At 30.1% G+C, this 24,915-nt stretch carries 23 protein-coding genes and 1 riboswitch; of the genes, 2 read left to right on the top strand and 21 right to left on the bottom strand.

Annotated elements, in window-relative coordinates; all coding sequences use genetic code 4:
• Window positions 1–125 precede the first annotated feature (125 nt).
• The 7 genes from O3I44_RS00885 to O3I44_RS00855 form a co-directional block, all read right to left on the bottom strand.
• Window positions 126–443 (bottom strand): hypothetical protein, encoded by a 318-nt coding sequence (locus O3I44_RS00885; protein ID WP_303717318.1) that lies wholly within the window; start codon window positions 441–443, stop codon window positions 126–128.
• 419 nt (window positions 444–862) lie between these two features.
• Complete coding sequence (locus tag O3I44_RS00880; protein ID WP_303717317.1) at window positions 863–1,135, bottom strand: HU family DNA-binding protein; 273 nt, start codon at window positions 1,133–1,135, stop codon at window positions 863–865.
• Between the two features lie 76 nt (window positions 1,136–1,211).
• On the bottom strand, window positions 1,212–2,213 hold the full coding sequence (locus O3I44_RS00875; RefSeq protein ID WP_303717316.1) for an NAD(P)H-dependent glycerol-3-phosphate dehydrogenase: 1,002 nt from the start codon (window positions 2,211–2,213) through the stop codon (window positions 1,212–1,214).
• Window position 2,214: 1 nt separating this feature from the next.
• The gene (gene der / locus O3I44_RS00870; RefSeq protein WP_303717315.1) at window positions 2,215–3,513 is read right to left on the bottom strand and encodes a ribosome biogenesis GTPase Der; all 1,299 of its coding nucleotides are present in this window, start codon (window positions 3,511–3,513) and stop codon (window positions 2,215–2,217) included.
• Window positions 3,506–4,615, bottom strand: a complete 1,110-nt coding sequence (cmk, locus tag O3I44_RS00865; protein WP_303717314.1) for a (d)CMP kinase — start codon at window positions 4,613–4,615, stop codon at window positions 3,506–3,508. The genes der and cmk overlap by 8 nt, the downstream gene beginning before the upstream one ends.
• A complete protein-coding gene (gene ffh / locus O3I44_RS00860) occupies window positions 4,615–5,961 on the bottom strand; it encodes a signal recognition particle protein (RefSeq protein ID WP_303717313.1) in 1,347 nt (448 codons plus the stop codon). Before ffh ends, cmk begins: the two co-directional genes overlap by 1 nt.
• A gap of 104 nt (window positions 5,962–6,065) precedes the next feature.
• On the bottom strand, window positions 6,066–6,764 hold the full coding sequence (locus tag O3I44_RS00855) for a YgjP-like metallopeptidase domain-containing protein (RefSeq protein WP_303717312.1): 699 nt from the start codon (window positions 6,762–6,764) through the stop codon (window positions 6,066–6,068).
• A 37-nt stretch (window positions 6,765–6,801) separates the two neighbouring features.
• Here O3I44_RS00855 and O3I44_RS00850 point away from each other — a divergent pair, with 37 nt between their 5' ends.
• Entirely contained in the window at window positions 6,802–7,875 is a 1,074-nt protein-coding gene (locus O3I44_RS00850; protein WP_303717311.1) for a M42 family metallopeptidase, read from the top strand.
• Between the two features lie 21 nt (window positions 7,876–7,896).
• On the opposite strand, the gene lon is transcribed toward O3I44_RS00850, so the two are convergent.
• Together lon and O3I44_RS00840 are read right to left on the bottom strand one after the other, a co-directional pair.
• Window positions 7,897–10,200 (bottom strand): endopeptidase La, encoded by a 2,304-nt coding sequence (lon, locus tag O3I44_RS00845; RefSeq protein ID WP_303717310.1) that lies wholly within the window; start codon window positions 10,198–10,200, stop codon window positions 7,897–7,899.
• A 57-nt stretch (window positions 10,201–10,257) separates the two neighbouring features.
• Window positions 10,258–10,851, bottom strand: a complete 594-nt coding sequence (locus O3I44_RS00840; protein ID WP_303717309.1) for an MPN527 family putative ECF transporter permease subunit — start codon at window positions 10,849–10,851, stop codon at window positions 10,258–10,260.
• Window positions 10,852–10,874: 23 nt separating this feature from the next.
• Window positions 10,875–10,986, bottom strand: a riboswitch (FMN riboswitch).
• Between the two features lie 78 nt (window positions 10,987–11,064).
• Here O3I44_RS00840 and pyrG point away from each other — a divergent pair.
• On the top strand, window positions 11,065–12,663 hold the full coding sequence (gene pyrG, locus O3I44_RS00835) for a CTP synthase (protein ID WP_303717308.1): 1,599 nt from the start codon (window positions 11,065–11,067) through the stop codon (window positions 12,661–12,663).
• Between the two features lie 22 nt (window positions 12,664–12,685).
• Here the strand turns inward: pyrG and O3I44_RS00830 are convergent, their stop codons facing one another.
• From O3I44_RS00830 to O3I44_RS00775, 12 genes are all read right to left on the bottom strand, one after another.
• Window positions 12,686–12,880: a DUF951 domain-containing protein gene (locus O3I44_RS00830; protein WP_303717307.1), complete on the bottom strand. Its 195-nt coding sequence runs from the start codon at window positions 12,878–12,880 to the stop codon at window positions 12,686–12,688.
• On the bottom strand, window positions 12,870–13,562 hold the full coding sequence (rsmI, locus tag O3I44_RS00825; RefSeq protein WP_303717306.1) for a 16S rRNA (cytidine(1402)-2'-O)-methyltransferase: 693 nt from the start codon (window positions 13,560–13,562) through the stop codon (window positions 12,870–12,872). Before rsmI ends, O3I44_RS00830 begins: the two co-directional genes overlap by 11 nt.
• Window positions 13,555–14,493, bottom strand: coding sequence for a DNA polymerase III delta subunit-related protein (locus tag O3I44_RS00820; protein ID WP_303717305.1), 939 nt, complete (start codon window positions 14,491–14,493; stop codon window positions 13,555–13,557). The genes rsmI and O3I44_RS00820 overlap by 8 nt, the downstream gene beginning before the upstream one ends.
• Window positions 14,494–14,517: 24 nt before the next feature.
• Window positions 14,518–15,135, bottom strand: a complete 618-nt coding sequence (tmk, locus tag O3I44_RS00815) for a dTMP kinase (RefSeq protein WP_303717304.1) — start codon at window positions 15,133–15,135, stop codon at window positions 14,518–14,520.
• Window positions 15,135–15,698 carry a recombination mediator RecR gene (gene recR, locus O3I44_RS00810; protein ID WP_303717303.1) on the bottom strand — a complete coding sequence of 188 codons (564 nt, stop codon included), beginning with the start codon at window positions 15,696–15,698 and terminating at the stop codon, window positions 15,135–15,137. The genes tmk and recR overlap by 1 nt, the downstream gene beginning before the upstream one ends.
• A 17-nt stretch (window positions 15,699–15,715) precedes the next feature.
• The gene (locus tag O3I44_RS00805; protein ID WP_303717302.1) at window positions 15,716–16,009 is read right to left on the bottom strand and encodes a YbaB/EbfC family nucleoid-associated protein; all 294 of its coding nucleotides are present in this window, start codon (window positions 16,007–16,009) and stop codon (window positions 15,716–15,718) included.
• Window positions 16,010–16,020: 11 nt separating this feature from the next.
• The gene (gene dnaX, locus O3I44_RS00800) at window positions 16,021–17,898 is read right to left on the bottom strand and encodes a DNA polymerase III subunit gamma/tau (protein ID WP_303717301.1); all 1,878 of its coding nucleotides are present in this window, start codon (window positions 17,896–17,898) and stop codon (window positions 16,021–16,023) included.
• A gap of 969 nt (window positions 17,899–18,867) precedes the next feature.
• Window positions 18,868–19,956, bottom strand: coding sequence for a DNA recombination protein RmuC (rmuC, locus tag O3I44_RS00795; protein WP_303717300.1), 1,089 nt, complete (start codon window positions 19,954–19,956; stop codon window positions 18,868–18,870).
• Between the two features lie 55 nt (window positions 19,957–20,011).
• Entirely contained in the window at window positions 20,012–21,085 is a 1,074-nt protein-coding gene (locus O3I44_RS00790; protein ID WP_303717299.1) for a class I SAM-dependent RNA methyltransferase, read from the bottom strand.
• 79 nt (window positions 21,086–21,164) lie between these two features.
• Window positions 21,165–22,193 carry a 2-hydroxyacid dehydrogenase gene (locus O3I44_RS00785; RefSeq protein ID WP_303717298.1) on the bottom strand — a complete coding sequence of 343 codons (1,029 nt, stop codon included), beginning with the start codon at window positions 22,191–22,193 and terminating at the stop codon, window positions 21,165–21,167.
• An 82-nt stretch (window positions 22,194–22,275) separates the two neighbouring features.
• A complete protein-coding gene (galE, locus tag O3I44_RS00780) occupies window positions 22,276–23,256 on the bottom strand; it encodes a UDP-glucose 4-epimerase GalE (protein ID WP_303717297.1) in 981 nt (326 codons plus the stop codon).
• Between the two features lie 68 nt (window positions 23,257–23,324).
• Window positions 23,325–24,875 (bottom strand): phospho-sugar mutase, encoded by a 1,551-nt coding sequence (locus O3I44_RS00775; RefSeq protein WP_303717296.1) that lies wholly within the window; start codon window positions 24,873–24,875, stop codon window positions 23,325–23,327.
• Window positions 24,876–24,915: the final 40 nt, after the last annotated feature.

Raw genomic sequence — 24,915 nt, 5'->3', positions numbered from 1 at the left:
AATTTGTTGCTATGTAAATGACGTCAGTAGTGATAATATTATCTTTAACAAGATTAAAGTTTCTTTTGATAAAATCTTGAAATTCTACGGTTGTATTTTTGCTTTCAGATCTTTTTTTCTTCTTCCTATGTAATGCATTCTAATTTTCATCTATTCATATAGTTCCTAAGGGTTCTATCAGATATGGAATGACCGTTTTGATTTAATTTAGCAGCTATTCTCAAACTTCTATAGATTTTATTGTTTTCATAGAAAATTTTAAATATTTCATTTTTTAAATAATTAATTTTATATACCTTCTCTTTGCTTTCTTTATAAAAAGTTGTTCTATGTAATCAGAATATATATGCCCTTCTAGCATTGCTTATTTTAATTAAGCTGATCTCATGATTTTTGTTCTTTTTTTCCATAATTTCTAAATATCTTACTGCAATTTTTTTCAATTCTTCTTCAGTTAAATTAGAAACAACTTCTACAATCTTTTTTTTGGATCTCTTCTTTTTTTCTTCCTCTAGTTACAATTTTACTGTTCATAAATAAATTATCCTCTATTTTTCATAATTTGTATTTATTCATAAATTCTACTATCCTTAGTAATGCTCCCTTATATCTTTGAGATCCTTGTCTTTTTTTGTCTTGCATAACTAACATCTTCTAAATGCAATGCTTTAAAATATTCCGTACAATTCATAAGTCCTGAATCATATTTTTTAAATCACCAAAGTCATTGTTCTTTTGATAGTTGTTTCCCATAATAGAAAACACATTCCTTTCATAGAATGTGTTTATAAATTTTATTCTAACTTACCTTTTTATTTAAAGGTGTAGAATATTTTTTCCGGGTTTATAAGCTATTTTTTAATTAAGCTACTAAGTCTTTAAATCCTTTGGCTGCTTTAAATTTAGGTGCATTTTTGGCTTTAATGTTAATAGATGCTCCTGTTGCTGGGTTGATGCCTTTTCTTGCTGCTCTTGCCACTCTCTCAAATGAACCAAGCCCAGAAACTGCAACTTTATTACCTTTTTTAACTTCTTCTGTAACGACCTTGATGAACGCGTTAAGAGCTCTTTCTGCATCAGCTTTTGTAAGTCCTGTTTCATTAGCGATTGCTAATACTAATTCTAATTTTTTCATAAAATCTCCATTCTGTTTTTTGTGATATCGTGTTATCAATAATATTATATCAAAAAACCCATTAATAATGGTTTTTTTATTCTGCTTCCAACTTTCTGTTTGATAGTTTTACATAAAAAAATTCTGGTTCATCTTTGCCTCGAATAATATCATGCAAGGCATAAACAATTGGTAAGTCAAGACCATTTTCTTGACCAATTAAATAAATAATATCCAGTGCAAAAAGCCCTTCGATAGTGGCTTTTGATGCTAAAGCTTTTTGTTTACCAATAGTTATAAGTTCTTTACCGAATGTAAAATTTCTTGATAGTTCCGAGGTTGCAGTAACAATTAAATCACCTAGTCCGGTTAGACCCATTATGGTTTCTCTTTTACCTTTATGAAATTTATTAAAAACACTCATCTCTTTCATTCCTCTTGTTAATAATGCTGCGCTGTAGTTAATACCAAGACCTAATCCGTTTATAATTCCTGATGCAATTGCTATAACATTCTTATATGCCGCACCAACTTCTGCACCTTTTACATCTCTTTGTGTGTAAATTCTCATATACCTGTTTGAGAATAAGTTTTGCACTTCAATGTTGTTTTGGTCGCTTCTTGAAACTGCTGCTATACTTGTTGGAACCTCTTTAACAATTTCTTCAGCGTGAGATGGGCCAATTAAAGAAACGACCCCTCTAATATTTTTGTTTCTTTTTGATAATTCTTTCATTCCCTTGTGTAATGATTTTTTGGTACCGGGAAAGAAACCCTTTGATCCACAAATGATAAGTACTTCACTTGAAATGTTTTCAATTATTTGTGGATAAACAATTGACATCGCTGATGAAGGAACTGCAATTAATACATATTTTGCTCCATCAATTGCGTCTTTAAGTGAAGTTGTAGTTTTAAATTTTGGTAACTTAATGGAATCAGGAAAATATTTAATGTTGCTTCCATTAGATAAATCAAAAAGTTCTTTCTTATTTAGGCCATAGAAGACAATATTTTCACTACCTCCATCAAAAAGAACTTTCCCTAATGATGTTCCCAATGCTCCGGATCCAATAATAGTTATTTTTTCTTTAGTCATGCTACCCCTTTTTATTTCTTAAAACAATTTTTATTGGCGTTCCTAGAAAGCCAAAGTATTCTCGAAATTGATTTTCAATATATCTCTTATAAGAAAAATGTAAGTATTTTTCATTATTAACAAATAAGATAAATTTAGGAATAGAAGATTCAACTTGCTTTGCAAATGCAATATTTAATCTCCCGCCTTTAAAAGATGGAGCTGGTTGCATTGCCTGAATATCCATAATCATTTCATTTAATAAACTGGTTTTTACCTTTTTTCTTATATTTTCTTTTACGATTATTATTATATCTTTTAAACTAGAAAGTCTATCACTTTTTATTGCAGAAATGAATACAATTGGTGCTCAAGACATGAATTTAAACTCTTTACGAATTTTCTTTTCAAAATTCTTCATTGTCATAACATCTTTTTGAATTAAGTCTCATTTGTTAATAACAATAATGATTGGCTTTTGTTTCTCCATTGCATATCCTGCTAATCGAGCATCAAAATGTGATAATTCCAATGTTACATCAATTATAAGCAGTGTTACATGGGCATTTTCCAATGAGCTAAATGCTCTTGCAAGAGCATAGTGATCAACCGATTCAATTAATTTGGATTTCTTAGATATACCTGCGGTGTCAATAACCTTAAAATTTTCACCATTAATATCAATGATCGATGAAACAGAATCCCTTGTTGTGCCCGATATTTCTGAAACTATTGATCTTTCTTTACCGGCAAGTGAATTAAGAAGTGAAGATTTACCAGCATTAGGACGACCAATAATGGCAAGTCGATTAATTTTTTGATCATCTTCAACTATATCGTCAAGATTACTTGCAACTTCATCTAACAAATCTCCAACACCTTCACCATGAATGGCAGATATTTGAAAAATATCTTTAAGACCTGAACTATAAATAGATGGGTCCATGTCTTTGTTACCTTCTAATTTATTGACAGCAAGTAATACTTTCTTCTTAGACTTTCTGATCAAGGAAATAACAAATTGATCTGCAAATGTTAATCCAACTAACCCATCAACTACTAGAATAATTAGTTTGGATTCTTCAATGGCTATTCTAGCTTGGATTACAATATCTTCTTGAAAATCATCCTTACCTATTGTGATGCCACCAGTATCAATAATCTTAAAATTCTTACCAATTCATTCTGCATCATGGTAAAGACGATCGCGAGTTATTCCGGGTTGATCATGCACAATTGACACTCTTTTGCCAATTAACTTGTTGAATAATGTGGATTTTCCGACATTTGGTCTACCGACTATCGCAACTAGATTATCCATTTTTTCTCCTTTTTAATAAATTCTCTATGTTCATGGATATGACGTCAACCACATCATTAAGAGTCATATTAGATGAATCAACTAAAACCGCGTCTTCAACGACATGAAGAGGATCGAATTCCCTTGTGGTATCCCTATTATCACGTTTTTGTATTTCATTAAAAACCTTATCATAATCTACATTAAGTCCGAGTTTTTTATTTTGCTTAACTCTTCTTTTTGTTCTAGTTATGATGTCTGTTGTGATAAAAAATTTTAAATCAGCATTGGGTAGTACTCTAAATGTTGTGTCTCTACCATCCATGATTATTCCACCATATTTTGCAGCATCCTTCATTATCTTTAGGGCAAACATTCTTACTTCTGGAATTGCTGCTACCTTTGAAGAAGCTTGTGAAACATCGTCCCCTCTTAATTTTTTTGTGACCTTCACATCATTAATTTTAACTTCTTCATTATCTAATAATTCGATGGTGAGATTTTTTAATGCTTCAATGATGTTTGCGGGTTTATCTAAATCAACTTTAAGCTCAATAGCATTTAAGGCGATGGACCTATAAACAAGTCCTGTATTAATATATTTTAACTTAAATTTTTCAGCAACTAATTTTGCAACTGAAGATTTACCAGTCCCGGAAGGACCATCAATCGCGATATTTAATTTCATATTCAGCCTCCCTAAGTTGACTACTTTTGTTTCAATAGAAATGTCAACAGCTGTATTATCATCAATATATTCCATTTTTTTTGATATGCCGTCTTTCATGGATTCGAATATATCTATCAATTCCTCAGATGAAAAAGTAATTTTATCAATGTAATTGAGCGAATATGAATATTTTTCTTCAGTCTTATTAATGAGATTTAGCAATTCATATATTTTATCATGAGAAAGCTCATTATGCTTGCCAATATCCTTCAATAAAAAATCGTTTTTATAATTTTGTTTAAAATATTTTTCATCAAACGATGGATCTACCTTTGATAGCCTTTCGAAAAGCGTCCTGAATTTTGCATTTGAAAGACGAACTGCATTTTGCAACTCATTGTTCCTTTGGATATCATCACGATATGATTTTCAAAGTTCCATTCTTGTCTTCATTACATCATCCCATTCATCATTCCAGGATTAAATGAGCCATCTTTCATAGATTTAGCAACAGATTTCATTTGCTTAGACATTCTCTCAAACTCATTTACTAATTGGTTATACTCTTGTGGACTTCTACCGGAACCTTTAAGTATTCTGCCTTTGCGTGAAGCCGTCTTTAATAATTTTGGATTCTTTCTTTCCTGGTTTGTCATAGATGTAATTAGTATTTCATATAATTTTAATTTAACTTCAGCCCCATCTAATTTATCCTTGGATATTTTCCCACTCATCCCCGGAATCATATTCATAATTTTTGATATTTTACCGAATTTCTTCATTTGTTCAAGTTGTGCCAATAAATCATTTAAATCAAAATGACCTGACACCATTCTATTCATCATTCTATTCGACTGTTTTTCATCGATAAATTCTTCAGCTTTTTCAATCAAAGACAATACATCGCCCATGCCAAGAATTCTTTCGGCCATTCTATTAGGATGAAATAAATCAAGATTAGATATTTTTTCGCCTGTACCAATAAATCTAATCGGTATGTTTAGCATTTTTCTAATAGATAGTGTTGCTCCACCTCTAGCGTCAGAATCAAGCTTAGTAATAATGGAGCCTGTGATATTTAATTTTTCATTAAATATTTTTGCCACATTAATAATATCTTGTCCAGATAAGGCATCTGCAACAAAGAATATTTCATTTGGTTTTGATGCTTTCTTAATTAACACCAATTCTTGCATCAACTTTTCATCAACTGATAATCTACCCGCTGTGTCAATAATAACCAAGTCATAATCATCTATTTTAGCTTTCTTAAGTCCGTTGTGAACAATAAGTACAGGATCAACATTTGTTCCTTCTGAATAAACATCAATATTCAATTCCTTACCAAGGGTAATTAGTTGTTCAATGGCCGCCGGTCTATAAACGTCAGCAGCAATCATTAACGGTTTTTTTATGTCCAGCTTTTTCATGAAATATTTTGCAAGCTTAGCTGATGTAGTTGTCTTACCTGAACCTTGAAGTCCTGTCATCATGATTAAATGTGGTTTATTTTTTATTGTTGCTCTTTTTGTTTCACCGCCAAGAGTATCAGTTAATTCATCTTTAACAATTTTTACCATTTGCTGAGATGGGTTCAATTTCCCAATAATATTTGAACCAATTGCTTTTTCCTTGATTGATTTAATAAATTCTTTCACGACAATTAAATTGACATCCGCTTCCAATAAGGCCATTTTTATTTCTCTTGTGACTTCTAAAATATCAACTTCAGATAAAGTTGTTTTAACTTTCATTTTTGACATGGATTTTTGCAGTCTTTTTCCTAGAAAATCTAACATATGTTTAAATTATAAAGTAAAAGCACTATTAGATATTGATTTTGTATTTTTAGAATAAAAAAATTATTTTACAAAATAAAGAGTTATTTTGTGTTAAATCAAAATTATTTTATAGGTACTTTACTATCTTTTAAGCGATCTCTAATTTCTTTGTAATTGGGTTCATATTGATTAACTATGTTTCAAAAAGATGATGAGTGATTTGGTACTTTATAGTGAGCAAGTTCATGAATAACAACATAATTGATAATCTCATCATTGTAATGAGATAGCTTCGATGAATAATTGATGTTTTGTTTTCTTAAGCTATTACTTGCTCATGAAGAATTTTTGTAGGATGCAGATGATGTATGTTTTGGTATTTCCATATTTTTCTCTCATATTCTTTGGATTATGTCAACTCTTTTAAGTATGTCTTCCTTCAAAAAATGTTTGATAACTTCAATTGATTCAGAGTTAGTCCCGTTTTTGCTCCTGATATAAAATTTTTTTCCTTCAACAACAGCTAATGGTTTATTAAATCCGGTTAATACCGTAATTTTTAATTTAACTCCTGAAATCCAAATATAATTATCAACCAATGAATATAGTTCACTCTTTTTCTTATCATCTAAATGCTTAACAAACTTTTCAATGTGTTCTTCTACAAATTTTCTTATAAAACTGGTTCTTATCATCTTATTAGCAGAAACCACGATAGCATTATTTTTGATCTTTAAATACATATTATTATTGATTGTTCTTTCGATTTCAACATATATTATTTTCTTATCAATATAAAAACTTAATTTTTCATTATTCATAGTTTTATTATATATAATAAATGGCAAGGAGATGAACATGGCAAATAAAGAAACATTTAAGTATATATCTAACTTTCTAAACAGAGATGGAATCTCAGGATATGAAAGTGATATCGCTGCAGCATATAAAGCTGAAGTTAAGAAAAGCGGTGCAATAATTGAACGAGATGGATTTGGTTCAGTAATAGCAAAAATAGGAACAAAAGGTCCTAAAATTATGTTAGCTGCTCACATGGATGAAGTTGGATTTGTTGTGCAACAAATTGAAAAAGAAGGAATGCTAAGAATATCACCAGTTGGTGGTCACTGGGTACATACTATCTTAGCTATGAAGGTGAAAGTCATTAATACTAAAGGTAAAGAGTTCATTGGTGTAGTTGGATCTACATCTGTTCATGTTTTACAACCTGAAGTTAGAACTAAAGTTATGAAAATGATGGATGTTTATGTTGACCTTGGGTTGGGTTCTGTTGAAGAAGTAAAAAAAGCAGGAATTGATGTGGGAGATCAAGTTGTTAGAATGTCAACAGCTGAATTACTAGCTGATGGTGATAAATATATGGCCAAAGCCGTTGATAACAGAATCGGTGTTGCCATTATCGCTAAAATCGTAGAAAGACTTAAAGGTGTCAAACACGATAATGTTATTTATGCTGTTGCAACTGCTCAAGAAGAAGTGGGTTTAAGAGGTGGCAAAGCATCAACCCAACATATTCAACCAGATATAGCAATTGCCATTGATACAACAGTTTCTCATGATACCCCAGGTATTATCAAGGGAGATACTAAATTAGGGCATGGAGTTGCAGTTACAATGAAAGACAATAGTGCTATTGCAAATCCAACGCTTGCTAACATGTTGTTTGATTTGTCTAAAAAACACAAAATACCGGCTTACAAATATGTTTCAGCTGGGGGAGGAAATGATTCTGGAGTTACACAATATTCTAAAGGTGGAATTCCTGTTGTCTCAATCGCAATTCCAACAAGATATTTACATACACCATTTGAAATTGGTTCTATAAAAGATTTTGATGCCACTGTGGATTTACTAGTTGAATTCATTAAAATGTTTAATAATACAGAGTATAAAAAAACTCTTTATAAATAAAAGATTAATAAAATATTCGCCCTAGGCGAATATTTTATTATATACATCTTCATATTTCGAGACCGTAATAATCTTTGCTATTTCCTTGACCTTTTTAGAAAGATCAGAAATATCTTTTTTGTTTGTTTCGGGAATGAATATGATTTTAACTCCTGCTTCAACTGCACCAATAGTTTTTTCTTTCAATCCACCGATCTCTAACACCTTACCTCTTAATGTTATTTCACCAGTAAGAGCGATATCTCTTTTAACTGGTTTGCCTAAAAGTGCCGATAAGACAGCTGTTGTAAAAGCAATACCAGCTGATGGGCCGTCTTTTGGCGTTGCCCCTTCAGGAACATGAACTTGAATAACATTTTTTTCAAAATCAAATTTAATACCAAACTTTTTAGCATTTGATCTAATATAGGCAATTGCTATAGTGAGTGATTCTTTCATAACATCTTTAATCGAGCCAGTCAATATAATGTTTCCTGCTTTCGATGCATATGTTTTGACTTCAATCGGAAGTATTCCACCACCAACATTTGAAAAATACATTCCGTTTGTCAACCCCACTTCTGATTTACCCTTCAACACTTCTTTAGTTACTTTTTCTTTGCCTAATAATTTTTTAGCTTTTTCTATAGTGATGACATAAGAACTTTTGACATCTCCATTTAATTTTAGAACAACAATTTTCCTTGCTAATTTAGATAATGTTCTTTTTAATCCACGAACACCTGCTTCAAGTGTGTACTTATTAATAACATATTCAATTGTAGCATCAGAAATATTAAACAAATTTTTTGTAAGCCCATTTTCTTTGATGACATCACTAATAATGTGTCTTTTAGCAATTTCAATTTTCTCATCTGTTGTATATTGATTTAATCTAATCAATTCTACACGATCCATTAATGGATTAGGTATTTGATCAATGTAGTTAGCAGTTGCTAAAAACATCACATTTGACAAATCATATTCAAGTTCGATATAGTTGTCTTGAAATTTTTTGTTTTGCTCTGGGTCAAGAACCTCCAACATAGCAGAAGTGGGATCACCTTTATAATCAGATGACATTTTATCAATTTCATCTAATAAAATAATGGGGTTAGAAGTTTTAGCACGATTAATTGCTTGAATAATTTTACCGGGCATTGCTCCTACATAAGTTCTTCTATGACCTCTAATTTCAGATTCATCTTTAACTCCACCAAGTGAAACTTTAATCATTTCTCTTCCAAGTGTTTGAGAAATTGATTTTGCCAATGATGTTTTACCAACTCCAGGGGGACCAACCAATGTTAAAATTGGAGATGAGTGAGAATTTGTCTTTATCTTGACAGCAAGATGTTCTATAATTCTTGACTTAACTTCTTTTAAGCCATAATGATTAGAATCCAAAACTTTCTGAGCCTTTCTTAAATCAGATAAATCTTCACTATATGTATCTCATGGTAATTTCATTATTCATTCAATATATCCCTTTGAAACATGTGCTTCAGCAGAAATTGATGGCATGGATTCATATCTTCTCATTTCTTGTAAAACAACATCTCTAACGTTATGGGGATATTTTTTATCTTGAAGTTTTTTGTTTCATTCATCTATTTCTGAATCTTTTGAAGAAAGCTCACCCAACTCTTCTTTAATTGCTTTTTGTTTTTCTCTTAAAAGAAATTCGCGTTGTTGATCATCAAGTGTTTTTTTAACTTTCATATCAACAGAGTGATCAACTTCTCTTTCTTTTGTTTTAGATATTAATAAGCCATTAACTAATTCAAGTCTTTTATATAAAACAAATGATTCTAATATTTCTTGCTTATCAGAAAATTTAAAAGGTACATAATGAGCAACTAAATCGGTTAGTTCACCAGCAGTAATACCTGTGGCTAGTGATGAAAGAACATCCTTTGGCATTGGAGCCATTGAAGACATAATGTTTTGCATTTTTTGCGAGATTAAATCAACAACTTTTTGCTCATCTTCAGATGATACACTTTTGCTGGCTAATTCAACAACATCAGCTTCTATTAAATTGTCAGTTATTTCAATTGATTTGATTTTCACCCTTTTTATTCCATACATTGAAATCGATTTAGAACCATTTTCAGATTTTTTTTCAACTTTAATTGAAACTAGTGTTCCAACCTTATAAAGGTCTTCCTCATTTTCCACAAAAGGTTTTATAGGGTCCTTTTGGGAAATAATGACTAGTTTTGATTCGTATTGTAAAACACTTAAATCAACAGCATTTAGTGATCCTCTTCTTCCCGCTTCAACAACTGATGAATGGCCTGGAAAAACAATCACTCCCCTAGTAGGTACAACTGTGTATTTCATGTAATCTCCTTTTAACTAATATTATTATATCAAATTAGCAATCAAATATCTTAATTGCTAAAATATTTTTTTAACTTTAAAAATAGCGATCAAAGTTAATGATGTTAAACCATAATTAATGATATTACCAGTTAAATATACCAAGTATATAACAGCTCAATATTGAGTCACATTGCCTCATGATATATTGTAGGAACCAAATTTAAATGGTTCATCAGATGCTGCCATAAAATATAGTGGAACAAATAACACACCATTTAATGTCGTCATGATAAATGATGAGAAAAGTGTAATAATTGTAATACCGATATACATTCCATATTTATTTTTTATTAATCTTGCTTTTTGTGCGATAAGTAATAAATGAATAAATAATAGACCAGCAACAAATAAAATAGTTTGACCAATCATTTCAGGCGGATTGTAACCTCTGCCAATGGCTGGACCTAAGATATATTTAATAATCAAAGTCATCATACCCATTCAGTATCCAGATATAAAAAATATAGGAACAATAAAAACAAGTGATAAATTAATATCCATAAGTTGTGGAACTAGTGGCATAAATTTTGATAAAAACTGAAACAATAGCCCTCCACCAAGGAATATTCCAGCGAATGCGATTCTAAAATTTATATTTTTATAGGGCATAGTAAAAGACCCTTTCTAGAGTCTTATCATCTTCTTTATCCGGACTATTCCGTCGGCTTAGGCAACTATCCTAATCAGCTTTCGCTCGTGGGCTTGACCACCGGTAATGATTTTCACATTTCCCAAAGACTCTAGTAACATTCTATCAAAAAAATAACTTTTATATTGAAAATAGAAACTAGATATATATATAATTGAAATTAGGGAGAAAATATGGAAACAAAATATATATTTGTTACAGGCGGAGTTCTATCAGGATTAGGAAAAGGTGTTTCAGCAGCTTCATTAGGTAACTTGCTTAAGAACTCTGGTTTTTCAGTTTTTGTTCAAAAATTGGATCCTTATTATAATACTGATCCAGGAACAATGTCACCTTACCAACACGGTGAGGTTTATGTTACAAAAGATGGAGCAGAAACTGATTTGGATATCGGTCATTATGAAAGATTTATTGGTGAAAAATTTACCAAGAACTCTAGTTATACACAGGGAAGTATTTTGTTTGAATTACTTAATGAAGAACGTCAAGGTAAATTTGACGGAAACACAGTTCAAGTGGTTCCTCATGTCACTGATAAAATTATTGAAAAGATAAAAAAGGCGGGAAAAACATCTAAAGCGAATTTTATCATTACCGAAGTCGGAGGCACTGTTGGAGATATTGAATCTCAACCATTTATTTATGCTATTTCCCAATTCATCAGAATGAACGAAAAAAAATCAATGCTTATTCATACAACTTATGTTCCTTTTTTGAGTGCTTCAAATGAATTCAAGTCCAAACCAACACAACAATCTATTTCGCTTCTTCAATCAAATGGATTAAGACCGAATATCATCTTATTAAGAGGGAACAAAGAACCAGAAGCTTTTATTGTTAAGAAAATAGCTATCACTTCGTTTCTAAATGAAAAATTTGTTATACCTGTTCCTAATGTATCTAATATTTATAAGATACCTAATTATTTTGCCAAATATAAAATGTCTGAAATGGTTTTAAACTACTTTGGAATGAAAACACAAAAACCTGATTTAACCAAATGGAATAAATTCATTAAATTAATTGATGCTGAAAAAAAAGGTGAAATTAAGATTGCCATGGTGGGTAAATACGCTCAATTTCCGGAGGCATATAAATCAATTGTTGAAGCAGTTAAAGTATCAGCAATTAATCAAATGTTTGATGTTTCATTTAAATGAATTAAATCTGATGGTATATCAGAGAAAAATATCAAGAGTAAAATTTCTGGAACCGATGGGACAATTATCTTGCCAGGATTTGGTGCAAGAGGTTTCTCGGGAAAAGTTATTGTAGCTGAATATAATCGCGATAAAGATATTCCAACTTTTGGGATTTGTTATGGTTTCCAAGCTATGGTTATAGCTGAAGCTAGGCGTCAAGGCATTGACGATGCGACTTCTTCAGAAGTATCCGATGAAGGAACGTTTGTTATAGACATAATTAAAGGAAAAGACGGTAATATTGGAGGAACTCTAAGATTAGGAGAATCAACAACATTACACATTAGAGGATCATTAATTTCTAAATTATATACATCAGACCAATCAATTGAAAGACACCGCCACAGATATGAGGCTAATCCAAGATATTTAATGCAAATTCAAAATAACGAATTCAAATTCACTGGTTTTGATAAAAAACAAAACTTAGCTGAAGTTGTTGAAATGCCCAAGAAAAAATTTTATTTGGGAGTACAGGCTCATCCAGAGTTTAGCTCCACACCCATGTTTGAGCATCCTTTGTTTAGAGGATTTATTAAAGCTGTAATTAAAAACAAAAAAAACGGATAGATATTATTCATAAGTATTCTTACTATTTTTTTACAACTTTTTTGCCTTTACGATTAAATTCTCTTCTAGTCATCATAATAAAAAGATCATTTTTTATTGTTGATTTAATCTTAATATCCGCTCCAACCCTTACAACTTCTCACTCTATGGTGCCTGACGGGTGAGGTTTTTTGAGATGGACTATTGTCCCTAATTCGTATTGATCATTACTTAGCATATTTATTCACCTTTTTGAATTTAGGAACTTCAAATGCAATCGACATCTCACCTTTGATTTCATCCTTAATCGCCTCCATTACATCAACAACAGTTCCACGATAATGTGTTTCAAATTTCTTCGTTAATTCTCTGCCTAAAAATAATTTAATATTTTCAGTAAATACTGTTTTTATGTCCTCGAGTTCACTCATGATTCTATGAGGTGATACAAAAGCTACATATGTTCCGGGAGACAACTTTTTAAGTTGATTTTGGCGTTGTCCTGATTTTGGTTTTAAAAATCCAATAAATGTAAAATGAGTATCAAAATTAGATAATACAAGTGTTGTGAGTACCGCAGAAACACTAGGTATAACAACAATTTCTACGCCACTACCAATTGCAAGTCTGATAACCTCATATCCTGGATCATTAATAACTGGCATACCAGCATCTGAAACAAGACCTACATTTTTGCCAGATAAAATCATTTCAATAATTCCTTTAGCAGAAGATTTTTCGTTTTTATCATGGTATGCAATTGTTCTTTTGCCAATTATTTCTAAATGATTTAACAATTTTTTAGTTACTCTGGTATCTTCGCAAGCAATAACATCAACATCATTGAGTGTTTCAATGGCTCTAAGAGTGATGTCTTTTAGGTTTCCGATCGGTGTTCCAATAACATATAATTTACTCATAGCATTCCTCTAAATGAATTAGAAAACTAGTCTTATATAATTCAAAATTCACATAACTATTTTGAGAAATAAGAAAATCATTAATTAACGGTATGGCCTTTTTATAGTTAAAACTTTTATATGAATGCAATAATTTCTCTTGGTTTTTAAATGATGTGTTTAATCCTGTTTCCGTTTTTCAAATATCATTGAAAAATTCTTTTATCATATAAAGAATAGTTTTGTAATCAAATTTCAAAATAAGGGTCATTAATTCATTGATCATATTGTCTTTGTTAACGATAGATTTTTGAAGAATTATAATAATTTCATTGTATTGTTTTTGGAAAACATTTGATCTAAAAATTTTCATTGCTTCTTCATATGAATCAGCAATATTTGCAAGTAATGTCGTGTATATGGAAGGAATATCGGACTCAGATAATTTCTTCTCAATAATATTTTTATCTAGCTTTTTAACATTGATAATTTGTGATCTTGATTTTATGGTTGGGATAACCGCGGATATATTATTTGTTGTCATAATAATAAATGTATTTGGTGTGGGCTCCTCAATAAATTTAAGCAACGAATTAATGGATTGAATATTAGTGTTTTCAACATTTTTGATTAATAGAATTTTGATCCCACGATCATCAAGTGCTGACTCTTGTAATTTATTTGCTGCATCAATTACAAGCCCTTTTTTAATAAGGGCATTAGACCCATCTAAGACAATTAAATCAGCATACGAATTGATACTTCTAGTTTTACCAGAAAATGGTTTTTCATTAATTAACAAGTCAATGAGCATATTTGGTTCATTAATAATTTCTTGATATTTCATAGCAGAAAAAAGATATGCATGAACTATCTTGTTATTACTATAACTGTTTGCCAGGATTTGATAAACAATTTTATTTTCTTTTTTGACTTTTTCAATAAAACTCATACCTCAATTATAAAGAAAAGCACTTTATAAATTAAGTGTTTTATCAATTATCTTTTTAACATCATTGAAGACTTCTTCTCTTGATTTTGATGCATCAACAACTTTAAAACGATTTGGAAACATTTTGATCACTTTTTTGTATCCATCATAAACCTTTTGTCTAAATAAATCACTTTCCAATTCCATGCGGTCTTTGATCGATCTTTCTTCAACACGTTTTGCAGCTTCTTCTGGTTTGAGGTCAAAAAAGATTGTTAGATCTGGCATAGTATCGTCAATGACAGTTCTATTTAATTGTAAAATATTTTCTACACCAAGATCTTTGCCACCTCCTTGATAAGCAAGTGAAGAGTCTACATACCTGTCGCATAAAACAGTTTTATTTTGTGCTAATGCTGGTCAAATTAATGTTTCAAGATGCAATCTGCGATCTGCTGTAAATAAAATCGCCTCGGTCATCGGAGTTAATGCATTATCGGGATTTAAAATAATATTTCTAATTTGTTCAGCTTCTTTTGACTCTGTTGAACCTGGTTCTCTTGTAAAAACATATTCAAAATTTTTGCTATTTAAATACTTTTTTAATTTTTCAATGACGGTTGTTTTTCCAGAACCATCAACTCCTTCAAAAGTTATAAACATTATTTGATCTCTTTTCTATTTTCTATTGAAGCTTTCAAAGTCAATTCATCAACATACTCCATTGCTGCTCCTAATGGGATACCTTGAGCAAGCTGTGTTACTTTTTGATTTCTTAATAATTGCTTGATGTAATTAGCTGTGACAATTCCCTCAAGATTTGGAGATAAGGCGATAATAACCTCTTTATAATCTTTTGCCCTTGATTTTAACTTATCAATATTAAGATCATCAAATTTAATATTTTTGGAAATATTAATCAAGCCATTAAGAACATGGAAATATGGCTTTATGTCTTGTGTCTCATCAAATTTAAATACATCAACAGAGTTTTCTACAACAACTAAAACATTGTTGCGAGTTGTATCTAAACAAATATAACATTTATCATTTTCAGTTAAATGATTACATACTTGACATCTTTTAATTTTTTGTGAAGCGTTTAATATTGCATCTGATAAATCATTGCTATTTGCATGCTTAGAAGTAACTAAAAAAAATGCAATCTTTTCAGCTTGTTTCTTGCTGACTCCTGGCAATGACGAAAACTCATTGATTAATTCCATTAATGAATTGGGCCTCATTAGAAAGGCATTCCTCCACCAGGCATTGTTGGTGTCATTAACGTTTCTTCTTCTTCAATTAATTTGATAGCATCATTAAAGGCAATAATCATTAGATCCTCTAGTATGTCCTTATCTTCCGGGTCCACTAAAGCCTCATTAATATTAATGGATTTTATTCTCTTGTCACCTGTTATAACTAGGGTAACACCTTGTTTTTCAACTGTAAATTCTTTTAAAGCTAATTTCTTCTTACTTTTTTCCATTTCCTCTTGCATTTTTTTTGCTTGCTGAATCATTGCATTCATGTTCATATGTTCTCCTTTTAAGAACCAAATATATCACCAAATATTTCTTCTCCAAATGATTGTGCCTTGTTTTCTTCTTTTTTAATTTCTGGCTTTTTAATCTCTTTAGGTTCTGGCAAATTGCCTAATGCATTAGCCATTTTATATTCTTCTTTCACTTTTTCAAACTCTTCAAGCGTTATAGCAAATATACGATATGGTTCTCCCAACACATAATTTATAAGCTCATTAAATGTGTCTGTGCCAATAATGTCATTAACTTCACGAACAATTAAATCCTCTTTAGAAGTAATTAAAATAAAGGCTTCGCTTGCTGTTATTATTTTTGTTCCTTGAAGCAATGTTGCATCATTATGAAATTTTGGCTCAGATATATAGTCAACGATATTTGACCACTTGCTCTTTAATTTAGTCACATGGTCTTTATTTCCAAGAACTATTAAATTAATTATCTCATCAAGATCGAAGGTGGTTGGACTTGTTGTTGGTTCATCCATGGCAACTTCATTGTCAAGTTGAAACATATTCATTATATCAATTTCATCTGTTGAGTCAATCTCTTTGGATGCATTTTGCAAGTTAATCTCTTGTGTATTCAAAATATCTTCCTCAATTAAATCTGACTCATTTTCAAGAGCTTCATCAGCTATTTGTATTTCTGAAGTTAAGTTATCATGATTTATTTCTTTTTTAATTTCGGTGGTGTTTGTTTCAAAAATGCTTGTATCTTCTAATGATTTTATTGGTACTTTTACAACTCCATCAACTCTTGATGCAATCTTTTCCTGATATGAATCATTGATTATTGGCATTTCGGTACTTGAAGTATAATTTTTATTCAATAATTTTAATAATGATAGTTCAAATGTTTGAGATGGATACTCTGAAAATCTTAGTTTTGTCAATAATTCACCAAACTCCTCTAAAACATTATATGAAAACAATATTGAAATATTAAGCATTTTCATTTTTTCCTGATTCAATGTTGTTAATAAGTTAATGTCACTTGTTTTTTTAAAGATAATGAAGTCTTTAATAATTTCTAAAATATTCTCAATTAATTTTGTAATATTTGTTCCACTGCTTAAAAATAAGTTGGACAAAATCAATACTTCTTTTGTTTCTGTCATGTAAATCTTATTAAGTAATTCAATAATTTTAGAAGTAGAAACAATTCCAAAAACAGTTGAAATAGCATGAAATGATAGATTTTGATTGGAAAATGCAGATGCTTGATCGGCCATTGAAAGAGCATCTCTCATTCCACCATTTGATAATCTGGTGATAGTCTCAATAGATTCCTCATCAAATGCAATCCCTTCTTTATTTAAAACAAATTTTAATCGTCCCTCAATAGCTTCATTAGAAATTCTTCTAAAATTAAATCTTTGTGTTCTTGAGAGAATGGTAATGGGAATTTTGTGCGGTTCTGTTGTTGCAAGAATGAAGATAATATGCTCAGATGGTTCTTCCAAGGTCTTTAATAGAGCATTAAAAGCTCCTTTAGATAACATATGAATCTCATCGATAATATAGATTTTATATTTAGACATTGATGGGGCATATTTTGAATCATCAATTAATTTTCTAATTTCTCCAACACCATTATTTGATGCGGCATCAATTTCAACAATATCCATATTTATTTTAACTAAACATTGTTCACACTTGCCACAAGAACTTGTTTTTGATAATACATCACTACAATTTAAAACATTAGCAAAAATATGAGCAACGGATGTTTTACCAGTTCCTCTAGGACCAGCAAAAAGATAAGCATGCGAGATCTTATCTGTTTTTAAGATATTTTTTAATGTTTCAGTGATGTGATCTTGACCAACAACATCATCAAATGATTTTGGCCGATATGATCTGTATAGTGCTTTATAAGACATGCATAAATTATAGCACCCTAGCAACATGTAAAGATAATATTTTTGTAACATTTGTGAAAGATAAAAATAGTTTACAGCTAAGCTTATATATTGAAATTTAACTTTCTAAATTAAATATTATTGACAATGGGTTATAAATTATTTACAGTCTATAATGGTAATATTTCATTTCTTAGTTGTATTTCTAATAGAAATAAATACAATTTTAGAACATAAAATTTATAAAAATCAATACTATTCCATTTTTGCACAAAAATCTATTAATTCAGTATAGTCTTGAATATGTTGTTATCTAATAAATCTTTCCCCAAAAATAAAGCTAATACAAGTACTTTGAATATCTACTTTTTTACTTGTATATATTTTTAATTTAGAATCATAATCATTTTAAAGTTTTTTAGCGGATAAGCAACTTTCTATTAATTCTCTATCTTTAATCATTCTTTGTAAATTATTGTGATGCTGACTTTTTATCATTTTAAAATTTGTTCCTTTTTTAATAGAATATTGAATAAACATAGATTAATTATATATATTAGATGGACAAAATTATTTTGTTGTTTATAAATATTGCAATTTAAGTATGAATAAAGTCTATTATTAAGGAAATTATTCCTCAATTTGTAAAATCAAACTATTCGTTTTTCAAAATATTTAATTCACGATGTGTTGGAAATATATATTTTATCATTCTAGCATATTCTTAAAGTAAAAAATATTTTGCAAGATTTTCTAACATAATTTTCACTTTTGCAAAGTTAGTAACACAAACTCACCTTCCACAATTTTCGAGAAATGCTTCTAAATAATTTATGCATGTTGCCAATTATTATTGGAGTTTTCTCTTGGGTTTTTAATTATAAATTTTAATGAGTGTCTAAAAGAATATCACAAAAATTAAAACGCTCAGAGCATCTACAATAATTATTGAGTGTATAGACAAATAAAATACAATAATATATTTTTCCGCTATTCAATTAGTTCAATCTTCTGCAATTCTTTTATTTTTTCATCTTTAACCAATTTGTTTTGCAACTTCTTTTGTCTTTTTTGAAGAGTAGGATAATGAGTATTCATGGCAATGTTGAAATCTTTATGCACCTTAAGTAATGAGGCAGATAATTTTGTAATGGATGTTAGTGTATCTAACATCTGATTATAAATTTTTTCATCATTATGTACTCTTTCATAAATATCAAGTATTTGTGATATAGACCATGCAAACTGAACAAATGATGATGGTCCGCATATATAAATTTTGTGTTCTCTGATCATAGTTTGGAAAAACAAAGGATATTCGTTAAATAAACTCATATAAATTTCATCATTTTGCAATACTAGCAATCCATAATCAGCCGTTTTTGGCTTGCCTAGATATTTTTTCACTTCCTTTACTTGGGTTAAAACTCTTGACTTGAATGTAGAATTAATAACAACTTTTCCATCAACATCCACTTCGGTGTCCAAGACTTTAGAATCTACAGGAACTCATTTTTGTTCATGTCCTGATTTGATGGCAAATTCTACTTGATGCTTATCGTTCACAATCAAGTTTTCAGTCCAAAAATCATCTTCTAAACCAGATTTTTCCAAAATAGTCTTAACTTGCATTTCTCCAAGCTCACCTTTTCCTTTATTACCAGATTCAGCAAAAAATGTTTTTTGGATTCTTTTTAATGGATCAAGTTTCTCGTTAATATCCTTTTTAAGATTAGCAAGATTATTCTTGTTTTCAAGAATAGTATCTTTTAAATTATTAATTTCTTGATTTTTAAGAGCTAATTCTTTTTCTTGCTCCATGTTTTTATCATTAATGGATTCCTTCGATGCATTATTCTTTAATATTTCTCTTGATATCTTCGCAATCTCAACTCGTTGTTGTTGCATAGTCAAAATTGCTTGTTCATAGACTTTGTCTTTTTCAAGCAATCTTTCTTCAAATGATTTTTTTTCAATTCTTAGAGTGATTAATTCCTCATTAATTTCAGAATTATTCATATGTTCTTGAAGAGATTTTCAACTCATGAATAATCTAGAGAATCAATTTATTTTTTTCATTTATCCTACTTTCTTATCGAATTATACTACATTGTAATTTTACAAAATTGCCCAATTATTTCCTATCTAAAACAATTAAGTTTTCAATATGATGAGTCATGGGAAACATATCAAACGGCTTAGCATAAACAATGTTATATTGCTCTTTTAGGCGATTAAAGTCTGCTGCTTGTGAACCAGGATTACATGATAAATAAATGATTCTTTGTGGCATAAAATTTAATAATGAATTACATGCGGATTTTCCAAGACCTTTTCGTGACGGATCAACAATAACAATTTCTGGTTTGGCATTAGTATACTTCAAAAATTTATCAACATCATCTAAAAGAAATTGAATATTTTTGATAGGATTTTGTTTTAGATTCATAAGAGCTGATTTATGCGATGATTTATTTCACTCAACACCAATAACTCTTCTTGAACGCTTAGCAGCAAGAAGACCAATAATACCAATTCCTGAATAGAGATCAAATACAGTTTTATCATCATCCAAGAATGAAAGAATTTCTTTATATGCTTCTTCAGCAACTTCCTTATTAATTTGATAAAAAGCATTCAATCTAATATTAAATTTCATACCCATCATGGTATCTGTTGTAAACAATTTTTCTTTTTTATGACCTTCTATTCTGGTGTCAAGTTCTCTTATGATGACATCACCATCATGATCAGTATTAAGATCAATTGAAGTTAGTAAGAAATCGGTAATCTTAATGATTTCTTTTGTGCCTCTCTTGTAAAAACCGCCATCATGTAAAGTCACTTTATTGCGATAGTGTAATTGCTTTTTACCAATAAACATTTTCTCTAGTTTGATATTTTCTTCAGCATTTCTTTTGAAGTCATCTATAATTTTGTTTAGCTTAAAAGACGTTTGTTCTTCACGGTTCATGTGCATAATTTCATAACCACCTATTTCTGAATGATTTTGGGGCAGTTTTTGAACTCGATTGGGTGACTCTTCTAAGATATTAATTATTTTAGCTACACCTCATTTTTCTTCTTCTTTTGTGATCTCACATTTAGCTATTTCGCCTACAATAAGTCCACGAACATAGAAAACTTTATCATTATATTTTGTGATGGCATCACCGTTTGCATTGTACCCAGTTGCTTTTAATTTCATTTGTTTATTATACAAATAAAAAACACTTATAAATTAATATAAATGTCATATTTATGTAATTAGATAAGCAATGCATTGATTAGCCATTTATAATCATGCCATCTTCTTGAATAATTAGCCTTGTCTTACCATCTTCACCTTTAAGAGATAATTCAACATTATCCATTGTAGTTTCGGCTATTTGCTTTAAAGCTAGATTAGTAAAGAATGCTTGGTGAGAAGTCATGATCACATTTCTGTGCGCTCTTAACCTATTTAATAATGGATCGGCAATTAAATCATTTGATCGATCAAAGAAGAAAACACCATTCTCATTCTCATAAACATCTAACCCTGCACCCCTTATTATGCCATGGTCTAAAGCATCAAGTAAATCAGAGGTATTAATTAATTGACCTCTTGATGTATTAACAATGATGGCATTTTCCTTCATGAGTTTCAATGTTTCTTTGTTAACTATATACTTTGTAGAAGGTAATAGTGGTAAGTGCAATGAAATATAATTAGATTCTTTAAAGACGGTTTCTTTATTAACGTATTCGAATCCTAATTGTTTAGCTGTATCTGGAAAGTTTTTTTCTGCGTATTCATCATAAACAATTACTTTTGCTCCAAAGCCTTTGGCAATTTTAATAAAAGACTGTCCAATTCTACCAGCACCTAAAACTCCAATAGTCTGTCCATAAATAGTTTCACCTTCTAAGCCATTTAAAGCAAAATTCTTCATTGATGTTCTAATATAAGCAATATGAATATTTCTATTTATTGCTGTAATTAAGGTTATAGCATGTTCAGCTACTGCCTCAGGAGAATAAGCAGGAACTCTGAAAACTTTGATGTCATATTTTTTAGCTGTCTTAAGATCGACATTATTATATCCAGCAGATCTTTGGAATCAAAACTTGATGCCTAGTTCATGAATTATTTTTAAGATTTTTTTACTACCATTACAATTTACAAACACACAAACTGCATCATAACCCATGGCTTCATTAACATTTTTTATAGTAAGTCTCTCAGTACGGAAGACCAATTCGTGTTTATTATTGTTTGCTAAAGTAAATGTTTTTTCATCGTATCTCTTTGAATCGAAAAATAATATTTTCATATCAGCCTCTTTCATTTTAATTATACATAATAAAACACAATGCAGTAGTTATTGTATAAAAATCATTAAAATATATTAGCAATTAACTAAAAAAATTATTATTTCTCCATAAATAATCTGATTTGATCATTATATCCAAATCAAAACTTGGGCTCCAGTGAAGTTCCTTGAGAGCTCTATCATTTGAGGCAACTAGTTTAGCAGGGTCACAATCTCTTCTACCTTCAACATTATAAGGCACTTTTAAAGCTGGTGTTGATTCAACACTGTTCACAATTTCTTGAACAGAAAATCCATTATTGGAACCAAGGTTAAAAATATTTGATTTTCCATTAAAGGCATATTTAGCACCAAAAACATGAGCCTTAGCTAGATCACTTACATGAATATAGTCTCTAACACATGTGCCATCCTTTGTCTTATAATCATTTCCAAAAATAGACATATTTTTTCTGATGCCTGAAGCTGATTCAATGACAACAGGAATCAAGTGTGTTAGTTCTCGACTTTTTGTTGATTGACCAATTTCGCCAAAAGCATCAGCTCCAGCCACGTTGAAATATCTAAAAATTACATAATTCATTTTATAAGCCTTTGCCGCTCCTTGAATAAGCCGCTCGCAGGAAAGCTTCGAAGTTCCATATGGTGTGAATGGCTCCTTAGGTGAGTCTTCTTTTAAGGTGTCTAAATTTTGATCTCCATAAACAGCTGCCGTCAAAGAAAAAACAATATTTTTGACTCCGTATTCCTTCATTACCTCTAAAATAAGACCAAGACCATAAACATTATTTTCAAAATAAACAAGAGGTTGTTCAACGGACTTAGGCACAATTAATTTGGCTGAAAAATACATGACAACATCAAAATTATTTTCTGAAAATATTTTTTTCATGACATTTTTATCAAGCTGATCTTCTTCATAAAATTTTGCTTGTGGATGGACGACTTGTTTATTTCCAGTAGATAAGTTATCCAAAATAATCACAGAATGGCCATCTCGAATTAATTCATAAGTTGTATGAGAACCAATATATCCTGCTCCTCCAGTTAGCAATATATTCATTATTTCAACTCCTTAATCACTTTCAAATATGATAACATTTTGCTGTTTTCTTTAACTAAATCAACTTCTTATTTTGCAATGGCAATTTTATAAAATTTAATTTTAGGTTCAGTTTTAGATGGTCGTACCGCAATTCAAGAACCATTTTTAAATAAGAACTTGATTAAATTCATAGGGGCAACATATTTTAGTCCTTTTGATAAATCAATAATATCATATTCATCTTCAAATAATCCATCCGCCTTGTTTCTTATATTTTCCATAAATTTTATTCTATCTTCGATAGCACCAAGACCAAAAAACGATTTTGTTTGAGTGTCTTCATTTAGAAACATGTATTCTTTATAAATATCTTCAAGTAAATCTCATAAAGTTTTATTTTCTATTTTTGCCATGTTAGCAATTTCCGATATTAAAACAGCTGCTTGAATAGAGTCCTTATCTCTTGATATATTAGGGTTGATTAATGATCCAAATGATTCTTCAAACCCAAAGATATATTTTTTATCTTTGAATTTTTCAATGATGTCACTAATTCATTTAAAACCAGTGGCGACCTCAATTGCCGCTATTCCTTTACTATCGGCAATCAACTTACATAATGGCGATGAAACATAAGAATAAACTAAATAAGCATTATCTAAACTTTCATTTTTAACTATATAGTTAAAAATAATTGCTGCTGTTTGATTGCCGTTTAATATCTTATACTCATCACCTTTAAGAGCTACAACACCTATTCGATCCGCATCTGGATCGGTCGTGATGAAAATATCCGCACAATTTTTTTTAGCATATTCAATACCTAAGCCATAGGCCTCTGGTAATTCTGGATTTGGTGAAGGTGTCCCTTTGAAGTCTGGATCATGACTCATTTGTTCCTCAACATTAATAACAACATAGCCTAAATCTTTTAAGTATTTAGGTATAAACTTTGCAGAAGCACCATGTTGAGGTGAAAAAATAATTTTGATTTTCTTTGGTCCTGACTTGTACCCAATTTTTTTAACTAATTCTTCATACTTTAAAAAAGTTTCAGAAGGAATGGGAGAAATCAGATTAGTATTTATGTCAAATTGATAAGTTAAATATTCATTTCTTTCTTCTGAATATTTAGAAACTTTATCTGAATCAATTGGCAATAATTGCGCACCTATATCATTATATATTTTATAACCATTGTTATTAGCAGAGTTATGAGAAGCAGTAATTATGATTCCACCTTGTGCTCGCAAATCTCTAATAGCAAAAGAAACAAATGGAGTAGGAACAATTAGTGATTTATATGATTTTATACCAAATGATGACAAAACACAAGCAGTTATTTCAGAAAATTCATCTTTTTTATGTCTGTTGTCTGTACCTATGACAACAGAAATATCTTGATTTCCATATTTTTCTTTCAATAATTTTGCATAACCATATGTGAACTTTGCAATGTTATAGATGTTCATATTGTTAGAACCAGGTCCAATTTTGCCTCTAATTCCAGCAGTGCCAAAAGTTAATTGATGAGAAAATGCGTCTTCAAGATCCTTTGGTGACATTTTTTTTATCTGATCCACCAATTCCGCACTAGCGTGTGTGATCCAAAATTCAATTTTAGTTTTTATATCCATTGCTAACTCCTTATTCAATTATAACTTAATAAAAAATCCA

Origin of the sequence: Candidatus Mycoplasma mahonii, from assembly GCF_030550815.1 — a bacterium.
Lineage (GTDB): Bacteria > Bacillota_I > Bacilli_A > Mycoplasmatales > Metamycoplasmataceae > Mycoplasma_O > Mycoplasma_O mahonii.
This window is presented reverse-complemented; position numbering and strand designations above follow the sequence as displayed.